Here is an 18,288-nt window from a genome sequence, read left to right on the forward strand (position 1 = left end):
CGAGGTCCGTCCTAGGCTGCGACGGGCCCGGCAACCGGGATTCCGGCACCGCGAGCCAGAATTGCGCGACAGTCAGAAGCCAGCGCATCGAGGCGGTGGTGGGCTTCGGTCAACTCGTAGCGCAGGCCGGCGCGAGACGCGGCGATCTCAATAAGGTGATCGGCCAGAACGGGGTTCATTGCAAGAGCAGGCCCCTGAATATGAGTGCCGATGGCGTTGGCGACATGAACGCCTTCTGTTCGCCCGTCGTTGCCCACCCCTGTCGCAACCGTGCCGAAAGCGGAAGCTCCGTCGGTGAGCGTCGTGCGGGATCCGTGGTTCTCGATGCCGATCAGGCGGCCCAGCTCCGGTACATCGACGGCGAAGCAGTTGGTCACCACCCGAGCAGCGGTGGCATCCGTGTGGATGGGGAAAAGCCCCGCACCTGCGACCGCAACACCGTTCGGGAGAGCGATCGTGGAGCCAAGAAGCTGCATTCCACCGGTTACCGCAAGCATTGGCACGCCGGCGTCGCGCCAGGCAACGAGCTGCTGAGCGATCTCAGCAACCGCAGGCTCCAACACCCGCTGCGCTGAGACCGGCCCGGTACCCACAAGCACCATGTCGACTGATGCGGGAAGCGCATCGCCCGGGTTGTGCTTCACGTGAACGCTGTCGATGCCAGCCAGGCGAAGCCTCTCGCACACCACAATGACATTGCCCATATCGCCGTTGACTGCCAGGTGCTCAGGAAAGAGCTCGAGGATGGTCAGGGTCGTCATGCGGCACCGCTCTCAAGATCGCTGTGGCCAAGGTATCGGCGTCCGTGGATCATCTGGTCGTAGTCGAGGATCAGTGTCCGCTTGCCGTCATCGGGCAACTCGGAACCCAAGAACTGGTCAAGAGCCTTCTCAAGATCCGGCTCGACGACGCCATAGTCGATACCGGCGTAACCCAGGCGAAGGGCCATGAAAGCGGCTTTAGGGCCAGAAACCACGTCAACATGGTCGAACTTCGATACGTCCGCTGCGTAGAGCCAGGACAAGTCCTTGCTCCCCTCATCGATCGCGATCATGACCGACTCTGGTGCCCCGTCGAGGTAGTCGACGTTCATCTGGAAGCTGGCGAGGTTCTTGAGAAGCAGGATCTCAAGATCCTGCCCTTCGTGACGGACAACCTCGCCCCGGCCATAGACGGGCTTGGCCGACTGCAGCGCATCGATCGAAGTTTGCACAGAGAACTTGTCGCCAAGCACTTTGTGCGCCAGAGAAATCGCCGCCGCAGCGTCGACGGCGTAGTGGAGACCACGCCCAGAAAGCCGAACCTGGTGGATAGCGCCGCCGATCGACAACGTGGCAACGGCGCCTTCTACAGCGACGACCTCGACGAAAACATCGCGGGCGATAGCGGCAGGAGACCCGGTCTCGTTGGCATAGTCGCGCGCGATAACTTGCCCGTGAGGCGCAGCGGCGATTGCCGCATCCGTCAACCCAAAATAGCTCGTGTCGACGCGACCCTCGGCCTCAAGTGCCGATCCGAGATTGGCGAGAAAGTGATCGTCCCTGTTGAGCACGACAATCTCGCTGACCTCGGCCACGATGTCGCGGAACATTCCAGCGACGCGCTCGGGTTCGAAGAACCGGTAGATCTGATCGATCTGCAGATTGAGGATTACGGCGGCCGTCGGCTTGAGTGCCTCGGCAATCACCTTGCCGAAAGCCTCGTCGACCTCGATTACGCCGATGTCGGCATTCAACCGACCCGTCGCAGAGACCTGACCCAGAAGCGACGAGGCAATGCCCTGAGGAAGGTTGCCGCCGGACGGGTTCGTGAATACCGAAAGGCCATGGGCCCGCATGATCGACGTGAGCATGTGCGTCGTCGTCGACTTGCCATTCGAGCCGAGAACAAAGATGTTTCCGTGCTCGAACTGCCGGGTGATGTCGTGCAAAAACTCTGGCGCGAGCTTGAGGGTGGCGTATCCCGGGAACGCCGAGCCGCCGCCCCGTAGCCGAGCTGCTACGCGAATCGCCTTTCCCACCATGATCGGAAGGAAGTAGCGAAGAGCCGAAGGACGAGCACCCAGCGGACGGTGCTCCTTACTCAAGGTAATCCCGCAGCGACTGCGACCGCGACGGGTGGCGAAGCTTGGCCATCGTCTTCGACTCGATCTGGCGGATGCGCTCACGCGTAACGCCGAACGTGTCACCGATCTGGTCCAGAGTCTTAGGCATACCGTCGCCTAGGCCGAAGCGCATACGAATAACTCCTGCTTCGCGCTCGGAGAGGGAGTCAAGCAGGCTTTCGAGCTGCTTCTGAAGCATTGTGAAGCCCACGGCGTCGGCGGGAACCACGGCTTCGGTGTCCTCGATAAGGTCACCGAATTCGCTGTCGCCATCTTCACCGAGCGGTGTGTGCAGAGAGATGGGCTCGCGACCATACTTCTGAACCTCGACGACCTTTTCTGGGGTCATGTCGAGTTCGCGGCTCAGCTCCTCCGGCGTTGGCTCGCGGCCAAGGTCCTGAAGCATCTGACGCTGCACCCGGGCAAGCTTGTTGATGACCTCGACCATGTGCACGGGAATGCGAATCGTGCGGGCCTGGTCGGCCATGGCGCGAGTGATGGCCTGACGGATCCACCAGGTCGCATAGGTCGAGAACTTGAAGCCCTTCGTGTAGTCGAACTTCTCGACTGCACGGATCAGGCCCAGGTTGCCCTCTTGAATGAGGTCAAGAAACTGCATGCCACGGCCCGTGTACCGCTTTGCAAGCGAGACTACGAGTCGGAGGTTAGCGCCGAGCAGGTGGCTCTTAGCGCGCTGCCCGTCCTTGGCGACCCACTGGAGTTCGCGCCGCTGCGTCGGAGAGAGCTTCTCGCCCTCGTTCGCGAGCTTGTCCTCGGCAAAGAGACCTGCCTCGATGCGCATGGCAAGCTCCACCTCTTCAGCTGCGTTGAGGAGGGCGACCTTTCCAATCTGCTTCAGGTAATCCTTGACAGGGTCAGCGGTTGCGCCCGTAATGGCGGCTGAGTACACGGGGACTTCGTCGTCCTCGTCAGCCATCGACAGAACGATCGCACCGGTAGGCAGCTTTTCGTCCTTCGAGGTGTCCTCGGTGTCGCTCTCGTCGCCGTGTTCGGCGTCGGCGTCGACCTCGGGCTCTTCGTCAACCTCAGGTGCCGCAGCCTTCTTGGCGCGAGGGGACTTGGCAGCGGTCTTCGCCGCGGTCTTGGCGGGTGCCTTCTTGGCGGCAGCCTTGGCCGGAGCCTTTTTAGCGGGCGCCTCGGCGACCTCGACCTCAGGGTCAGTCGTTGCGGCTTCAGCAGTCGTCTTGCGGGTAGCCATGAGGTTACCTTTCATTCAGGAGGGTCGTGCCTTCCCTATCGGGGCAGCACTAAGACCCATGTCAAGTCCTGGGGGCGCTCATCACAAAAGACATGCGCAACCCAGTGGACGTCGAACGGGTCTCAGTTGGCAATTATTGCACGGTTTACGGGTCTCTGTTCGCACGGAGAGCACCGTCAGGAAGATTTGCCGCGATTCACCGCATTCATGGAGGTAGTGCGGCAACTATTCGCGCCTGCGCCTGGTGATTGCTCTGGAGAGTGCAACCCACAGAGGGGCCACTTCTATTCCCTCATCGAACTTCATACGATGCCGAGTCTTGCGCCGCGACAGCACCAGGAAGACAAAGCCGATAGCCATCACGAAAAATTGTGAAGCGAACGCTACCCGGAAGGTCTCCCAGGAGTAGAGGTCGACAGGGTTGCCGGCTGCGGAATAGAGATTGGAAGCCAGATCGAGACTCACGCCGATCAGGTACATCATCACAAAAGCAGCAACGAATCCCCCAACATTAACAATCCCCGTCGCCGAACCGTGGCTCCGCAGGGGGTTGAATGCGCGCGCAAAGTCGAAGCTGATGAGGGAGCCGGGCCCGCCGGTGCCCAAGACGATGATCAGCAGGACCACGAGCCAGAACGGCGGCGGATCGTTGCGGATGAGTACGTAGGCCCACGTCAGCGCCGTCGTGAGCACGATGCCGATCACCATCGTCGACCGACGCATGGGGTAGCGCGCCGAAAGCACACCGAGAATCGGTCCTGCGATGAGGCCGACCACGAGGAATACGCTCAAGAGCGCTGCGGCCTGAGCCGTGGAATACCCCAGAGCACTGACCATGAAAGGGAATCCCCAGAGCAGGCTGAAAGTCGTACCGGGAGACTGAGTAGTGAAATGCGACCAGAACCCGAGCTGAGTGCCAGGGCGTTTGAGCGCATCACGGGCAAGCCTGAGCGCACCACCCCAGGTCTCGGGCCGGGCAGCGGTCTCTGCACCATCGGGCGCATTGTGGACGATTGCCAGCGTGAGCAGAAAGACAACAAGGGACATTAGCGCTGCTGCACCGAAGGCCGCCGACCAGCCAAAATCGTGCAACAACCAGGCGAACGGAACCACCGAGAGGAGCTGCCCGAGCTGCCCGATGTTGCCCGTCCACTGCGAGACCTGGGGAAGAATCTTGCCGCCGAACCAGTTGGGCAGCAGTCGCAGCACAGAAATAAACGTTGTCGCATCGCCGGCACCAACCAGCATCCTGCCAATGACCGCAAGCGCGAAATGGTCGGAGAACGCCACGAGAAGCTGGCCGGTGAGCATAAGCACAGCACCGCTGGCGATGAGGACGCGGGAGCCGAACCGATCGAGCAGCACACCAACGGGTATTTGCAACGCGGCGTAAACGACGAGCTGCACCACGGCCAGCGTGGAAAGCGCAGAGGCCGAGATGGTGAAGCGGTCCGTGGCCTCGACCGCTGATACGCCGAGCGACGAGCGCTGCATGACCGCGACGATATAAGCGAAAAGAGCAGCGCCCCAGATAATCCATGAACGCCGAGAGTTCACGCCACGCCTTTCATTTGTCGATCCCTCGACGTTAATTCACTCGACGCGACTAGCGGTCGGAACCTTCATCATCATTTCGGGGACGAGACGCAAGAAACTTTTCAAGCTCGGCGGCGATCTCATCGGCCGTAGGGAGCTCACCATCCTCATCCGTCAGGGGTGAGGGAAGGGAATTGCCCTCCATATATGCGTCATGCCGTTCCTCAAGGGCACCAACAAGACGAGCCAGCTCGAGGTTCTCCCCCACCTGGTCGTCGATGCGCGCCACAAAGTCGCGCCCGTCCTGCCGGAGGCTGTCGGTCGGGAAGATGAGCCCGGTGGCGGCAGTCACGCACTCAAGTGCCTTGACTGCGGCATCCGGATACTCCGTATCCGCCAGGTAGTGAGGAACAAGCAGCACGAATCCGCAGACCGATTCGGCCGACTCGTACAGGGCGTGCTCCACCAGGTGCAGCACATTGGCCGGCACATGGGTGTGCGGTCGCCACACGGACATCGACTCAATAAGTTCTGTGCGATTGCCGCTCACCGTTACGCCGATGGCGCGGGTGTGAGGAACCGGCATGGGGATCGCGTGGACCCACGTCGTGGAGAGAGCGCCGAAACGCTCGACCAGCCCGAGCACCGCAGCAACAAACCGCTCCCATTGAAAGTCGGGCTCGTACCCGGAGAGGAAGAGAAACTGCTGTCCGACATCGTCGGTAACCAGATCGAGCGAGAGCCGGGCTGGCCGATAGTTGTCCAGATGGTCCTGGTCGAAATAGATCATGGGGCGGCGTGCGCGATAGTCGAGGAGCTCGTCATTCTCGAACAGGGCGATCGTCTCGAAATCGAGCGACTCCCTCAGGTACTCGCTGAACTGTGAGATGGCGGAACCGGCATCGGCAAATCCCGTGAGCGCCGCGACGAGGGGCAGCCCCGCCGGCACGGATACACCGCCGGCGAGTTCATAGAGGCCCTCAGGAACTTTCATACTCCAATGCTAGCGATCGCGGCTGCATCCTAAGCACGAGGGCGCCAACCGGCACTCCTGCCGCTTTAGCATGGGCAGTATGACCGTTCCCCAGCTGACAATCACCACAGATAACCCACTGAGCATCGACTCCGACGTGCTCGTGCTGGGAGTGCTCTCGACCCCGGACGGCGCAGCTCTGGCCGTAGACACCGCCGAGTATGCCTCCATTGGTGCAGCGCTGGAGGCCGTCGGCGCGACCGGCTCCCGCGACCAGCTGATCCGGCTTCCTTCGATAGGAGGGTCTGCCCGCAGCGTTGCCCTCGTGGGGCTCGGTGTTTCTGAGCCCAACTCGCAGGCACTGCGGTACGCGGCCGGAGCGGCCGTACGCCTGCTTGGCGGCGTGGAGACGGTGACGTTCCACTTCCCCGTGGCCTCGGATGAGGATCTCGATGCCATTCTCGAAGGTGCGGCCATTGCCGCATATTCGTTCACCCGTTACCGGGCTGCGTCGCTAGATAAGGAGAAGAACCCGCCCAGCGCGATCACTGTTGTGGGCGAATCGACCAACTCAGACGCCATCGTCGCCCGCGCACAGGCGATCGCCGATGCCATTCACCTGGTGAAGGATCTGGTCAACACTCCCCCCATCGATCTCTTTCCGCAGAGCTTCGCCGACGCCGCGATCGAGGCAGTGGCCTCGGATGGCATCGACGTGACGGTGCTCGACGAGCAAGGCCTCTCCGAGGGCGGCTACGGCGGCATCCTCGGCGTTGGCATGGGCTCCGCTCGCCCGCCGAGAATGGTGCGTCTTGAGTACTCCCCCGCCGGCGCCACACGGCATCTCGCCCTCGTAGGCAAGGGAATCACCTTTGACTCCGGCGGGCTGAGCCTCAAACCTGCGGCGTCGATGGTTGGCATGAAGTACGACATGACGGGGGCCGCAACGGTGCTCGCGGTGGTTCGTGCGGCATCCAGACTCCGCCTGCCCGTCAAGATCACGGGGTGGCTGTGCCTCGCCGAAAACATGCCATCGTCGACGGCGCTTCGGCCGAACGATGTAATCACGGTGCGTGGTGGCACCACTGTTGAGGTGCTCAACACCGACGCAGAAGGCCGTCTTGTTCTGGCCGACGGACTCGTTGCCGCAAGCGAAGAGATGCCCGATGCCATCATCGATGTCGCGACCCTCACTGGCGCAGCGATCGTGGCACTCGGCAACCGATACGTGCCGATGATGGGCGACGAGAATCTGTTGGCACGGATCAGCAAAGTCGCGGATCAAGTCGATGAGAAGGTCTGGCCAATGCCCATGCCCGATGAGCTGCGTCCGGCGCTCAACTCTGACGTGGCCGATCTCGCCAACGCTCGAATCGGCAACTCCGCGGGCGGCATGCTGCTCGCTTCGGTGTTCCTCAGGGAGTTCATCGGCACTGCAGACGGCGCGGAGACGCGCATCCCCTGGGCGCACCTTGACATCGCAGGCGCCGCGAATAACTCAGGGGGCGCTTACGGATTCACGGGCAAAGGTCCGACCGGCGTCACGGTGCGAACACTTGTCGCACTGGCACAGGAATTCGGCCAGGCATAGTAGGGTTTTTGTTACGACGATTATGCCGCTGGACTCGCATCACCACCCCCCTTTGCGGGTCTCGCACATTCCTCATCCACAAGGAGTTGACGGGTGCCCGAACAGAACTTTGACCTAGTAATTCTCGGCGGCGGAAGTGGCGGCTACGCCGCTGCCCTGCGCGCAGTGCAGCTCGGATCTTCCGTAGCTCTCATCGAGAAGAACAAGCTCGGCGGCACGTGCTTGCACGTCGGCTGCATCCCCACGAAGGCGCTCCTTCACTCGGCAGAGGTCGCCGATGTCGCACGCGAATCCGCCAAGTACGGCGTGAACGCGAGCCTCGAGGGCATCGACATCGCCGGTGTGACCGCCTACCGGCAGGAAGTGGTTTCCAGCAAGTTCAAGGGACTCACCGGCCTGATCAAGATGCGTGGCATCACCGTTATCGAGGGTGAAGGCAAGCTTGTCGCCCCCAACGCCGTTGAGGTAGCGGGCAACCGCTATGTCGGCAAGAACGTGATCCTCGCTACGGGTTCTTACTCGCGCAGCCTTCCCGGTCTGGAGATCGGCGGGCGCGTCATCACCTCGGAGCAGGCCCTCGAGCTCGACTTCGTTCCGAAAAAGGTAGCCGTCCTCGGCGGTGGCGTCATCGGGGTCGAGTTCTCTAGCGTGTGGAAGTCGTGGGGTGCCGACGTCACCATCATCGAGGCGCTCCCCCATCTCGTCCCCAACGAAGACGAAGCCATCAGCAAGCAGTTCGAGCGCGCATTCCGCAAGCGCGGCATCAACTTCAAGGTTGGCGTGCGCTTTCAGGGCGTCACCCAGAACGATGACGGCGTTGTCGTCACCCTTGAGAACGGCGAGACCATCGAGGCCGAGCTTCTGCTCGTTGCCGTTGGTCGCGGACCGTCGACGGCGGGTCTCGGTTTCGAAGAAGCCGGCATCACCATGGACCGTGGATTCGTCCTCACCAACGAGCGGCTCGCCACGAACGTTCCCGGCGTCTACGCCGTCGGCGACATTGTTCCCGGGCTGCAGCTCGCACACCGCGGGTTCCAGCAGGGCATCTTCGTGGCAGAAGAGATCGCCGGACTCAACCCGGTCGTGATTAGCGACACGAACATCCCCAAGGTCACGTATTCCGACCCCGAGGTCGCCTCTGTCGGGCTCAGCGAGGCAAAGGCCAAGGAGCTGCACGGCGCGGACAACGTGTCGAGCTACGACTACAACCTCGCCGGCAACGGCAAGAGCCACATCATCGGCACGTCCGGCCTCATCAAGGTCGTTCGAGTTAACGACGGCCCCGTCGTCGGCGTCCACATGATCGGCGCGCGCGTGGGCGAACTCATCGGCGAAGCTCAGCTCGTTGTGAACTGGGATGCGCATCCCGAAGACGTAGCCCCGCTCATCCACGCACATCCCACGCAGAACGAGGCGCTCGGAGAGGCCTTCCTGGCCCTCGCCGGCAAGCCCCTCCACGCAGTCTGATCCGGCCTGCACATATGCTGGACCTACAGAATTCACATAAGGAGCACCCCTGATGAGCCAATCCGTCAACCTCCCGGCACTGGGTGAGAGTGTCACCGAGGGCACGGTTACGCGCTGGTTGAAGAACGTCGGCGATCGGGTCGAGGTCGATGAGCCTCTGCTTGAGGTCTCAACCGACAAGGTCGATACCGAGATTCCGTCGCCCGTAGCCGGAGTCATCGAGGAGATCCTCGTTGCTGAGGACGAGACCGTCGAGGTTGGCGCTCCGCTCGTGCGCATCGGTGACGGCAGCAGCGACGCAGCAGCCCCGGACGCCACCGAGCCTGCAGCAGAAGCGGCTCCCGCCGCAGAAGCTCCAGCGCCTGAGGCGGCACCCGCTGAGCCTGCAGAGGCTCAGTCCGCGCCCGCCGAGCCCGTCTCCGCGGGTCAGCCCGTTGCCGAGCAGGCTCCTGCTGCCGAGTCTGCCCCGGCTGCGGATGCTCCCGGCCAGTCAGTCGTTCTCCCCTCGCTGGGTGAGAGTGTCACCGAGGGAACGGTAACCCGTCTTCTCAAGAAGGTCGGCGACACTGTTGAGGTGGACGAGCCTCTTCTCGAGATCTCCACGGACAAGGTCGACACCGAGATCCCGTCGCCCATCTCCGGGATCGTTCAGGCGATTTTCGTCGAAGAAGACCAGACGATCGAAGTGGGTGCAGAGCTTCTCCGCATCGGAAGCGGTGCAGCGGCCCAGTCCGAGCCTGAAGCGCCCGCCGAGCAGGCAGCACCCGCCGAGGAAGCAGCTCCCGCCGAGGAGGCAGCTCCCGAGCAGGCAACTTCCGAGGAGGCAGCTCCCGAGCAGGCAACTTCCGAGCCCGCTGGGGAGACCGAGTACCTCCCGTCTGAGGTTCCCGCTCCGGCAGCTCCGGCAGCTGAAGCAGCACCTGCGGATGCCGCACCCGCCGCAGCACCTGCCGAGGCTGCACCCGCCGCAGCAGCTGCACCCGCAGCGCAGCCTGCAATCAACGCCGGGTACGTCACCCCCCTCGTTCGCAAGCTTGCGAACGAAAAGGGCGTCGACCTTAGCTCTCTCTCCGGCACCGGTGTCGGCGGTCGCATCCGCAAAGAGGATGTGCTCGCAGCGGCAGCTCCTGCTGCTGCTCCGGTAGAAGCATCCGCTCCTGCTGCGGTTCCTGCCGCCACGGCGACCGCTGTGGAGGTTTCTGAGCTTCGCGGTACGACGGTTCCCATGACGCGCCTGCGCAAGGTCGTTGCCGAGCGCGCGGTTATCTCGATGCAGTCGTCTGCTCAGCTGACGACGGTCATTGAGGTCGACGTTACCAAGGTCGCTGCTTTCCGCACGAAGGTCAAGGACGAGTTCCTGGAGAAGACGGGTACGAAGCTTACGTTCCTGCCGTTCTTCGCTCTCGCAACAGCCGAGGCTCTGAAGGCATACCCGATCATCAACGCGACGATCGACGGTGAGAACATCGTCTACCCGCCGCAGGAGAACATCAGCATCGCGGTTGACACCGAGCGTGGCTTGCTGACACCGGTCGTGCGCGACGCGGGTTCGCTGGACATCGCCGGCCTGGCTGCACAAATCGCTGATCTCGCGGAGCGCACCCGCGAAAACAAGCTCAAGCCAGACGAGCTCGCTGGCGGAACGTTCACGCTAACCAACACCGGTTCGCGCGGCGCTCTGTTTGACACGCCCGTTGTGTTCCTGCCGCAGTCGGCAATCTTGGGCACCGGAATCGTGACCAAGCGTCCCGTCGTCGTCTCCGACAGCGGCAGCGACAGCGACGCGATCGCCGTTCGATCGATGGTTTACCTTGCTCTCTCGTATGACCACCGCATCATCGATGGAGCAGACGCTTCTCGATTCCTCGTGATGATCAAGAACCGCCTCGAGGCTGGTGACTTTACGAACAACCTCGGCATCTAGATTTCGTAGATATCGCGGATCTTCCATACGGCCTCGCTCCTGACTATCAGGAGCGAGGCCGTATGACTGTATCCAGGCTCCGCCCCGGCACCGAGCTGGTTCGCGTCTGATTGCGAGACTGCTGGTTCGCGAAGCAGCACCGCCGACCCCATCTGATCCACAAGCTCAAGGGCATTCGGAGCCCATGGTTGGGAGCCCCGGTCGGTACGACTGGCCTCGCCTCGCTGAGTAGCCATAATCGTCTCGGCGTCCGAAAGGAGAACGGGCGACTCGCCATGCACTATCGCTTCGAGGCACGTCACCGACCCCTCCGCAATGCATGCGGAGCGAACCCGCAGTAGCTCAACACCCGCTGCTGCGGCATCGTCGCCGCTGAGAATGGCCGCCGAGTCGAGATTCGGCGGGGCGTCAGCACCGTCAACAGTGCCGCGGTCCTCCGCCGGCGCCTCCTGACGAGGCAAAGCTTCCGCGGGCACCACCGCGGCGGATTCGTCTGCCGCCGTCTCGGCATCCTCCTGGTCCGCGACAAGGAGCCCGACTGCAAGCGCTCCGCACAGCACGGCGACGCTGCCGAGCAAGAAGTACCGTCGGCGAACAAGGGCGAGTGCCTGCCATGCGGCTCTGGCGGCCCGCACAACCGAATCCACCGCAACATCGGCGGCATCCGCAAGAGAACCGGGCACGCCCAAAAACCGTAGGTGCAAGCCGTCTCGGTGCTCCTCTGCTTCTCGACTGATGGTGGCGCTCATCTGCCCGCGAAGCTCGAGAGGCCGTGCTCGCGCGGCATCCGGCGCCCTGTCTGTGTACGACACCGGCGAGGGGTCGGCGAGATCAAACAACCGATCGGCGAGTTCTGCGGCAAATGCAGGACTTGCCGTGGCATCGGATGCCAACCAGTCTTCGAGGCCACCGGCCCCGCGCTCCCCTACGACTTTGCCGAGGAGCACTCTTGTCAGGGCGGAGAGAGCGAGCCGGTCTCCGCGGAAGTCTTTGTCAGATGCCAGCACTGCGGGGGTCGCAGGACGGCGGCCATCGATCTCCTTCGCGGAACCAAAACCCACAAGGACGGGAGCGCCATCCTCACTCAACAGCACAGAGCCCACACCGATCGAACCGTGGCTGACGAGCGCATCATGCATCTCACTGATCGCACTGCAGAGCGGCGCAACCACGGTGACAACCTCGCCTATGTGCAAGGCCTCCCGCGCCGAGAGCAGACGAGTGAGGCCGCCGGGCTCGTACCTCGGAAGCACAAGGCAGGGCGCCAGCGCAGCCGTGGTGGCAACATCGAGGACAGGCACAATGTGCGGATGGTCGAGCCGCAACAGCACCCTGAGTTCTGAGTCAATACTGGCCGCAGGCACCTCAGGGCGAAACACTTTGAGAGCCACCAAGTCGGAACCGAACTCTGCGTCATCGGCCTTACCGACGATGGAGCCGGCTTCTCCTCCGGATTGATCGGCCAGGGGCCTGCCCAGCCAGACCTCGCACCTGTCCCCCGCGCCGAGGCGTCGAAGCGTGCGATACCCGGCGATGAAAGTCATGCTGCCTAGGCTCGCAGGGGACCAGGACGACTCCGTCCCGCTGTGAAAAGGTTGTGAGCGAGAGCAGGTAACGGCAACTGTGTGGGATCGAGGTGTCCGCACAGGCCCTATTCTTGATGCATGGCACGCCGAGACAAATCAGCCCCGAAGACTCCCAAGGAACCGGGCCGCATTAAGCAGATGTACCAGGTCTTCAAGATGACCAAACGGTACGACCCCAGCTCCGTTTGGTGGATGCTGCTGGCCTTTGTCGGCCCGCTCGCCGCCGTTGTCGTCACCGGTATCTTCATCTCTGGCAACAACGTCTTTGGCCTAATCCTCTGGATTATCTCCGGCCTTCTCGCCGGCCTGCTCGTCTTTCTCATAGTCCTGAGTCGCAAGGCAGAGCGCGCTGCATATTCGCAGATCAAGGGACAACCGGGCGCTGTCGGCGCCGTGCTCAAGAGCTCACTTCGTCGCGGCTGGACCGCAAGCGAGATTCCTGTCGCTGTGAGCCCTCGCACTCAGGATGCCGTCTACCGTGCCGTTGGCCGCGGTGGGATCGTCTTGATTGGCGAGGGCCCCAAGACGCGAACCACTCGCATGCTCGAGGACGAGCGCCGCAAGGTCGCCAGAGTTGCGGCCAATGTGCCGATTCACATAATCCACGTAGGCCCCGATGAGGACTCCGTGCCGCTCCACAAGATCGCCAGCACGCTCGGTAGCTACAAGAAGGCCCTCACCAAGGCCGAGGTCTATGCCGTCAACAACCGTGTGACATCGCTGACGACGAAGACGGGGCTGGCGATCCCCAAGGGCATCGACCCGACCAAGGTTCGCGCCCCGCGCCCACGCTAGTTGCTGGACCCGGGCAACAGACCGGGCTAGCAGGCATAAAGGAGGGGCACACGAATACCGTGTGCCCCTCCTTTATCGCTGTCGTTTCGCGAATGTCTACCGCACCCGCACAAGCACCGTTCCGGTGATCTTGTCGTGAAGACCGCGCTGGTCGGCATCCCAAATAAGCGCAGGGATTACGAGCGCGAGTAGTAACGTCCGCACGAGGGGGCGCCAGATTCCCACCCAGCCTCCGCGAATAGGAACGACCCTCAGGCCGACGCAGAGGTGGCCGATTCCGCCCGAGGTCAGCGGGATAAAGAGAACCTGGGTCGCCATGAAGATCAGCGTTGACGCCCACTGCTCGTAACCGAAGAACACGGCAGAGAGTAGAGCCGCGAGGGCGAAGTCAATGAGGAGGGCCGCAATCCGCCTCAGCGGCCTCGCGACCGAACGCGGGCCCGTTTCGGGGAGGCCGAGCCGCTGACCCGGCCATGAGGAGACGGACGGCGTGGCCTGAGTTGCTGATGGCATACATCCAGTCTACGAGGCCAGTGACGCGTAACATGGGCGAAACAAAGGTGACACCGTGGGGAAACCCCGCACAAATAGCCTCCCCTTGTCTGCATTTGCAGGTGTCACTTCCACCTTCGCTCATTGGAGTCCAACGCATGTTCACTGATTCGTCCGAGGTGCTCAAGTTCATCAAAGACAACGACGTGAAGTTTCTTGATATCCGCTTCACCGACCTGCCTGGTGTGCAACAGCACTTCAACATTCCGGCGTCAACAGTGGACGAGGACTTCTTTCGCGATGGCCAGCTCTTTGACGGCTCGTCGATCCGTGGCTTTGCCTCGATCCACGAGTCCGACATGCAGCTGATCCCCGACGTCAGCACCGCATACCTGGACCCGTTCCGCGCAGAGAAGACCCTCATCATGGTCTTCGACATCTACAACCCCCGCAACGGCGAGGTTTATGGCCGTGACCCGCGCCAGGTAGCCAAGAAGGCCGAGAAGTACCTGGCCTCCACAGGCATCGCCGACACCGCGTACTTCGCCCCCGAGGCCGAGTTCTACATCTTCGATGACGTCCGCTACGAGACCAAGCAGAACTCCAGTTTCTTTTCCGTTGACTCCGAAGAGGGCGCCTGGAACACCGGACGCGTCGAAGAGGGTGGAAACCTGGGCAACAAGACGCCTTACAAGGGCGGCTATTTTCCCGTCAGCCCCGTCGACAAGCAGGCGGACCTTCGCGACGACATCAGCCTCAAGCTGATCGACGCTGGCCTCATCCTGGAGCGCGCACACCACGAGGTGGGAACCGGCGGCCAGGCAGAGATCAACTACCGCTTCGACACGATGGTGCACGCGGCCGACGACATCCTCAAGTTCAAGTACATCGTCAAGAACACGGCGAACGACTGGGGCAAGACCGCAACGTTCATGCCCAAGCCCCTTTTCGGTGACAACGGATCGGGCATGCACACCCACCAGTCGCTCTGGAGCGACGGTAAGCCACTCTTCTACGACGAGGCTGGCTACGGCGGGCTCAGCGACCTGGCTCGCTGGTACATCGGTGGCCTGCTCGCGCACGCCCCCGCCGTTCTCGCGTTCACGAACCCGACACTCAACTCGTACCGACGCCTCGTGCCCGGCTTCGAGGCACCCGTCAACCTCGTGTACTCGGCCGGTAACCGCTCTGCGGCCATCCGCATCCCGATCACGGGTACCAACCCCAAGGCGAAGCGCATTGAGTTCCGCGCGCCCGACGCCTCGAGCAACCCGTACCTCGCCTTCGCGGCGCAGATGATGGCTGGCCTCGACGGCATCAAGAACCGCATCGAGCCGCTCGCCCCGGTCGACAAGGACCTCTACGAGCTTCCCCCCGAGGAGGCCAAGGGCATCCCGCAGGTTCCTCGCGGACTCGCGGAGTCGCTTGAGGCTCTTGAGGCTGACCACGAGTTCCTTCTTCAGGGCAACGTGTTCACCAAGGACCTCATTGAGACGTGGATCGCGTACAAGCGTGAGCAGGAGATTCTTCCCGCCGCGCAGCGCCCGACCCCGATCGAGTATGAGCTGTACTACGGCGTCTAATCGCTAAGAGATAAGGGCCGCAGAAGCGATTCTGCGGCCCTTATCTGCGTCTGGGGCCCAACGGGCCGCCCGTCGCTAGATCGTGGGGCTAAAGGGCTTTTCCACACCGTAGAAGCGGCGTTCGAAAACCGCCCGAGAATGCCGAGTCGTGCGAAGGTAGTCCTCCTCCAGATCCGTGGCAGATCCCGCAGGATAGCCAAGGATACGGGCCACCCCGTCGAGCTGCTGGCGGTCGGTGGGCAGAACATCCGAAGTCTTGGCGGACCACAGGGTGATTGCCGACCGGATGCGCGAGGCCAAGATCCACGCTTCGCGCAGCATATGCGCGTCCGACTCCGTCACCTCTTCGGCAACGACCGCTGCGGTCAGGGCATCGAGCGTAGACGGCGTGCGCAGCCCGGCATTCTTTGCTCCGAGCCTCAACTGAATGAGCTGCACGAACCACTCGACATCGCTGAGCGAACCGCGCCCGAGCTTGAGATGACGAGAGGGGTCAGCGCCCTGCGGGAGGCGCTCCGATTCGACCCTCGCCTTGATGCGTTTGACCTCGCGCACCTCGGCCTCCGAGATCGACTCCGGGTAGCGAACCGCATCGGCAACGGCCATGAAGTCACGAAGGAGTCCGGCATCTCCCGCAACACCTCGCGCCCGGAGAAGCGCCTGAGCTTCCCATGTGAGGGACCATCGGGCGTAGTAAGCCCGATAAGACTCCAGCGACCGGGCGATAGGACCATTGCGACCCTCGGGGCGCAGATTGGCATCGAGCTCGAATGGCAGCTGCGGATCTTCTGTCAGCCTGATGAGGTCCGACACAATCCGCTCCGCGCGCCGCTGCGCTACCTCTGGCTCCACAGTGGTCGGACGGTAAACGTACATGACGTCGGCGTCTGATCCGAAGCCGAGTTCGCCCCCGCCGTAGCGCCCCATGGCGATGATGCCGAATTCGATTCCGTCGGGCTCGCGGCGAATCGCCGACAGCATGCCGTCGAGGAACATGCTGTTGATCTCGGACAGCCCGCGGCCGAGATCCTCGATGGAAACGATATCGAGCATCGATCCCAGAGCGAGGCGCAGCACCTCGCGGCGGCGGGCCGCACGTAGCGCGGCCGCGACGGGCTCCGCCTCGGAGTGGCGGCGCAACAATGCCGAGGCCTCCTCGCGCAGCAAGGACGGCATCCTCGGGCGCAGGTCGTCGTCGTTCTCAAGCCATGCAGCCGATTCAGGAAACCGCTCAAGCAATGCGCCGACATAGCGCGACCCCGAGAGAACCTCAGTGAGGCGTTTGGCGGCCCCGGAGGAATCCCTCAACATGCGCAGGTACCAGTACGACTCCCCCAACCGGTCGCTGAGCCGCCGGAACGCGAGCAAACCGTAGTCCGGGTCAGCCCCCTCGGAGAACCACTGAAGCATGACGGGGAGCAGATTGCGCTGAATCTGGGCCCGCCGGGAGACACCGGTCGTCATCGCCGCAATGTGGGCGAGCGCACCGCGGGGATCAATAAAGCCGATCGCAGCGAGTCGTGCTTCTGCCTGCTCGCTGCTGAGCGCCAATCCCGCCTCGGGCAGTGCTGCTACCGCAGAGAGTAGCGGGCGGTAAAAGAGCTTCTCGTGCAGGGTGCGCACGGCTGCCTTGCGGGCCGCCCATTGCTCAAGAATGCCGGCCGCCGTCGTCGCGAGCCCGCTGGCCCGCGCCAGCACCCGAAGGGCGCCCTCGTCGCGCGGCATGAGGTGGGTCCTGGTGAGTTTGGCGAGCTGCACTCGGTGCTCAAGCACTCTCAGAAACTGGTAATCGTGAGCGAACTCCGCCGCCTCGGCACGGCCGATGTAGCCGCCCTCGGCGAGGGCTTCGAGCGCCTCGAGGCTGCCTCGCTGCCGAACCTGCGGATCTGAGTTGCCGTGCACAAGCTGCAGGAGCTGAATCGTGAACTCGATGTCCCGGATGCCTCCGGGGCCGAGCTTTAGCTGAATATCGACTTCGTCTGACGGGATGTGTTCCGTGACGCGTTCGCGCATTTTTTGCACGCCGCCGACGAAGTTCTCGCGCGACGAACTCCGCCAGATGAGAGGGGCTAGGGCCTCTTCGTACCGGCGGCCAAGCTCCGTGTCTCCCGCCATGGCACGGGCCTTGATCAGAGCTTGAAATTCCCAGCTCTTGGCCCACCGCTCGTAATAGGCAACATGCGATTCGAGCGTGCGCACCAAAGCGCCGTCCTTGCCCTCTGGCCGCAGGTTGGCGTCGACATCCCACAGGGCAGGCTCGCCCGCGAGTTCGGTGATGCCGTGCATGGTCTGGATCGCAAGCCGCGTGCCGATTTCGACGGCGCGACCCGTCTCGATCGACGAAGCCGCTTCGACGACAAAGATCACGTCGACGTCGCTCACATAGTTGAGTTCGCGTGCGCCAGCCTTACCCATGCCGATAACGGCAAGCTTGGTGGCGGCTACCTCATCTGCGGGGAACGGCACGAGAGTCCTGGCGATAACCAGCGAAGCCTCGATGACGGCGGCGGCAAGATCGGCGAGGGCACCCGTGACAGCGGGGATGCCCGCCAAAGGGTCGCGCAGTCCGAGGTCATAAGCGGTGATCGCGGTGACGTGACGGCGGTAGCGCACGCGGATCGCGTCCCACGCGCGCTCGCCCTCGGCGGAATGTGCGGCCTCGACGAGATCATCCCGATACCGTTCAGCGGTCCATGGATGCTCCAGAGCGGATTCAAGAACGTCCAGCTGATCCGGATGCCGCCGCAGAAAATCTGCGAGCCCCAGGGAGGCTCCCAGCACCCGGATGAGTCTCTCGGCACCGCCGGGCGAATCCAGAATCACACGGGTTTCGCTTGGGGCAGTCTCGAGTAACCCGAGCAACAGAGTGAGCGCCTGATCGGGGTCAGCAGCCTTGGCGAACTCCGGCAGGAGCTGCGCCCCGGAGTCCCCCAGGAGCTCGAGCCGATCCCGCGCCTCCCCTAGGCGCGCGAATCCTATGCGGGCAAGGTCGGTAAGAGAGGTGCGTTCGCGTCTCAT

At 62.9% G+C, this 18,288-nt stretch carries 13 protein-coding genes; 5 read left to right on the forward strand and 8 right to left on the reverse strand.

From position 1 onward, the window contains the following. Positions 1-11: 11 nt before the first annotated feature. From C2138_RS07080 to C2138_RS07100, 5 genes are all read right to left on the reverse strand, one after another. Positions 12-761: a type 1 glutamine amidotransferase gene (locus C2138_RS07080; RefSeq protein ID WP_108516628.1), complete on the reverse strand. Its 750-nt coding sequence runs from the start codon at positions 759-761 to the stop codon at positions 12-14. Then, a complete protein-coding gene (locus tag C2138_RS07085) occupies positions 758-2,086 on the reverse strand; it encodes a Mur ligase family protein (RefSeq protein WP_159078164.1) in 1,329 nt (442 codons plus the stop codon). Before C2138_RS07085 ends, C2138_RS07080 begins: the two co-directional genes overlap by 4 nt. After that, a complete protein-coding gene (locus C2138_RS07090; protein ID WP_199286512.1) occupies positions 2,079-3,323 on the reverse strand; it encodes an RNA polymerase sigma factor in 1,245 nt (414 codons plus the stop codon). Before C2138_RS07090 ends, C2138_RS07085 begins: the two co-directional genes overlap by 8 nt. A gap of 225 nt (positions 3,324-3,548) precedes the next feature. Next, positions 3,549-4,880: an MFS transporter gene (locus tag C2138_RS07095; protein ID WP_108516632.1), complete on the reverse strand. Its 1,332-nt coding sequence runs from the start codon at positions 4,878-4,880 to the stop codon at positions 3,549-3,551. A gap of 49 nt (positions 4,881-4,929) precedes the next feature. Continuing rightward, a complete protein-coding gene (locus C2138_RS07100; RefSeq protein ID WP_108516634.1) occupies positions 4,930-5,853 on the reverse strand; it encodes a proteasome assembly chaperone family protein in 924 nt (307 codons plus the stop codon). A 79-nt stretch (positions 5,854-5,932) separates the two neighbouring features. Between C2138_RS07100 and C2138_RS07105 the strand changes: the two genes are divergently transcribed. From C2138_RS07105 to sucB, 3 genes are all read left to right on the forward strand, one after another. Beyond that, positions 5,933-7,423, forward strand: coding sequence for a leucyl aminopeptidase (locus C2138_RS07105; protein WP_108518917.1), 1,491 nt, complete (start codon positions 5,933-5,935; stop codon positions 7,421-7,423). A gap of 93 nt (positions 7,424-7,516) precedes the next feature. Next, positions 7,517-8,890, forward strand: coding sequence for a dihydrolipoyl dehydrogenase (gene lpdA / locus C2138_RS07110; protein ID WP_108516636.1), 1,374 nt, complete (start codon positions 7,517-7,519; stop codon positions 8,888-8,890). 52 nt (positions 8,891-8,942) lie between these two features. Then, positions 8,943-10,814: a 2-oxoglutarate dehydrogenase, E2 component, dihydrolipoamide succinyltransferase gene (sucB, locus tag C2138_RS07115; RefSeq protein WP_108516638.1), complete on the forward strand. Its 1,872-nt coding sequence runs from the start codon at positions 8,943-8,945 to the stop codon at positions 10,812-10,814. Here the strand turns inward: sucB and C2138_RS07120 are convergent. Then, positions 10,811-12,358 (reverse strand): protein kinase domain-containing protein, encoded by a 1,548-nt coding sequence (locus C2138_RS07120; protein WP_108516640.1) that lies wholly within the window; start codon positions 12,356-12,358, stop codon positions 10,811-10,813. The genes sucB and C2138_RS07120 overlap by 4 nt on opposite strands. A gap of 120 nt (positions 12,359-12,478) precedes the next feature. Between C2138_RS07120 and C2138_RS07125 the strand changes: the two genes are divergently transcribed. After that, entirely contained in the window at positions 12,479-13,195 is a 717-nt protein-coding gene (locus C2138_RS07125; RefSeq protein ID WP_108516641.1) for a DUF4191 domain-containing protein, read from the forward strand. 96 nt (positions 13,196-13,291) lie between these two features. Here C2138_RS07125 and C2138_RS07130 read toward each other — a convergent pair whose 3' ends face one another. Beyond that, positions 13,292-13,708 carry an RDD family protein gene (locus C2138_RS07130; protein WP_108516643.1) on the reverse strand — a complete coding sequence of 139 codons (417 nt, stop codon included), beginning with the start codon at positions 13,706-13,708 and terminating at the stop codon, positions 13,292-13,294. Positions 13,709-13,845: 137 nt separating this feature from the next. Here C2138_RS07130 and glnA point away from each other — a divergent pair, with 137 nt between their 5' ends. Next, on the forward strand, positions 13,846-15,270 hold the full coding sequence (glnA, locus tag C2138_RS07135; RefSeq protein ID WP_108516644.1) for a type I glutamate--ammonia ligase: 1,425 nt from the start codon (positions 13,846-13,848) through the stop codon (positions 15,268-15,270). Between the two features lie 75 nt (positions 15,271-15,345). On the opposite strand, the gene C2138_RS07140 is transcribed toward glnA, so the two are convergent. Next, positions 15,346-18,288 carry a bifunctional [glutamine synthetase] adenylyltransferase/[glutamine synthetase]-adenylyl-L-tyrosine phosphorylase gene (locus C2138_RS07140; RefSeq protein ID WP_108516646.1) on the reverse strand — a complete coding sequence of 981 codons (2,943 nt, stop codon included), beginning with the start codon at positions 18,286-18,288 and terminating at the stop codon, positions 15,346-15,348.

The sequence above is a fragment of the Salinibacterium hongtaonis genome (assembly GCF_003065485.1).
GTDB lineage: Bacteria > Actinomycetota > Actinomycetes > Actinomycetales > Microbacteriaceae > Homoserinimonas > Homoserinimonas hongtaonis.

Bases quoted from the DNA above. Each gene is read 5' to 3' on its own strand.
- C2138_RS07125 (WP_108516641.1), top strand. From the start codon at position 12,479: ATGGCACGCCGAGACAAATCAGCCCCGAAGACTCCCAAGGAACCGGGC.
- C2138_RS07140 (WP_108516646.1), bottom strand. From the start codon at position 18,288: ATGAGACGCGAACGCACCTCTCTTACCGACCTTGCCCGCATAGGATTC.
- C2138_RS07130 (WP_108516643.1), bottom strand. From the start codon at position 13,708: ATGCCATCAGCAACTCAGGCCACGCCGTCCGTCTCCTCATGGCCGGGT.
- C2138_RS07100 (WP_108516634.1), bottom strand. From the start codon at position 5,853: ATGAAAGTTCCTGAGGGCCTCTATGAACTCGCCGGCGGTGTATCCGTG.
- C2138_RS07090 (WP_199286512.1), bottom strand. From the start codon at position 3,323: ATGGCTACCCGCAAGACGACTGCTGAAGCCGCAACGACTGACCCTGAG.
- C2138_RS07120 (WP_108516640.1), bottom strand. From the start codon at position 12,358: ATGACTTTCATCGCCGGGTATCGCACGCTTCGACGCCTCGGCGCGGGG.
- sucB (WP_108516638.1), top strand. From the start codon at position 8,943: ATGAGCCAATCCGTCAACCTCCCGGCACTGGGTGAGAGTGTCACCGAG.
- glnA (WP_108516644.1), top strand. From the start codon at position 13,846: ATGTTCACTGATTCGTCCGAGGTGCTCAAGTTCATCAAAGACAACGAC.
- C2138_RS07080 (WP_108516628.1), bottom strand. From the start codon at position 761: ATGACGACCCTGACCATCCTCGAGCTCTTTCCTGAGCACCTGGCAGTC.
- C2138_RS07105 (WP_108518917.1), top strand. From the start codon at position 5,933: ATGACCGTTCCCCAGCTGACAATCACCACAGATAACCCACTGAGCATC.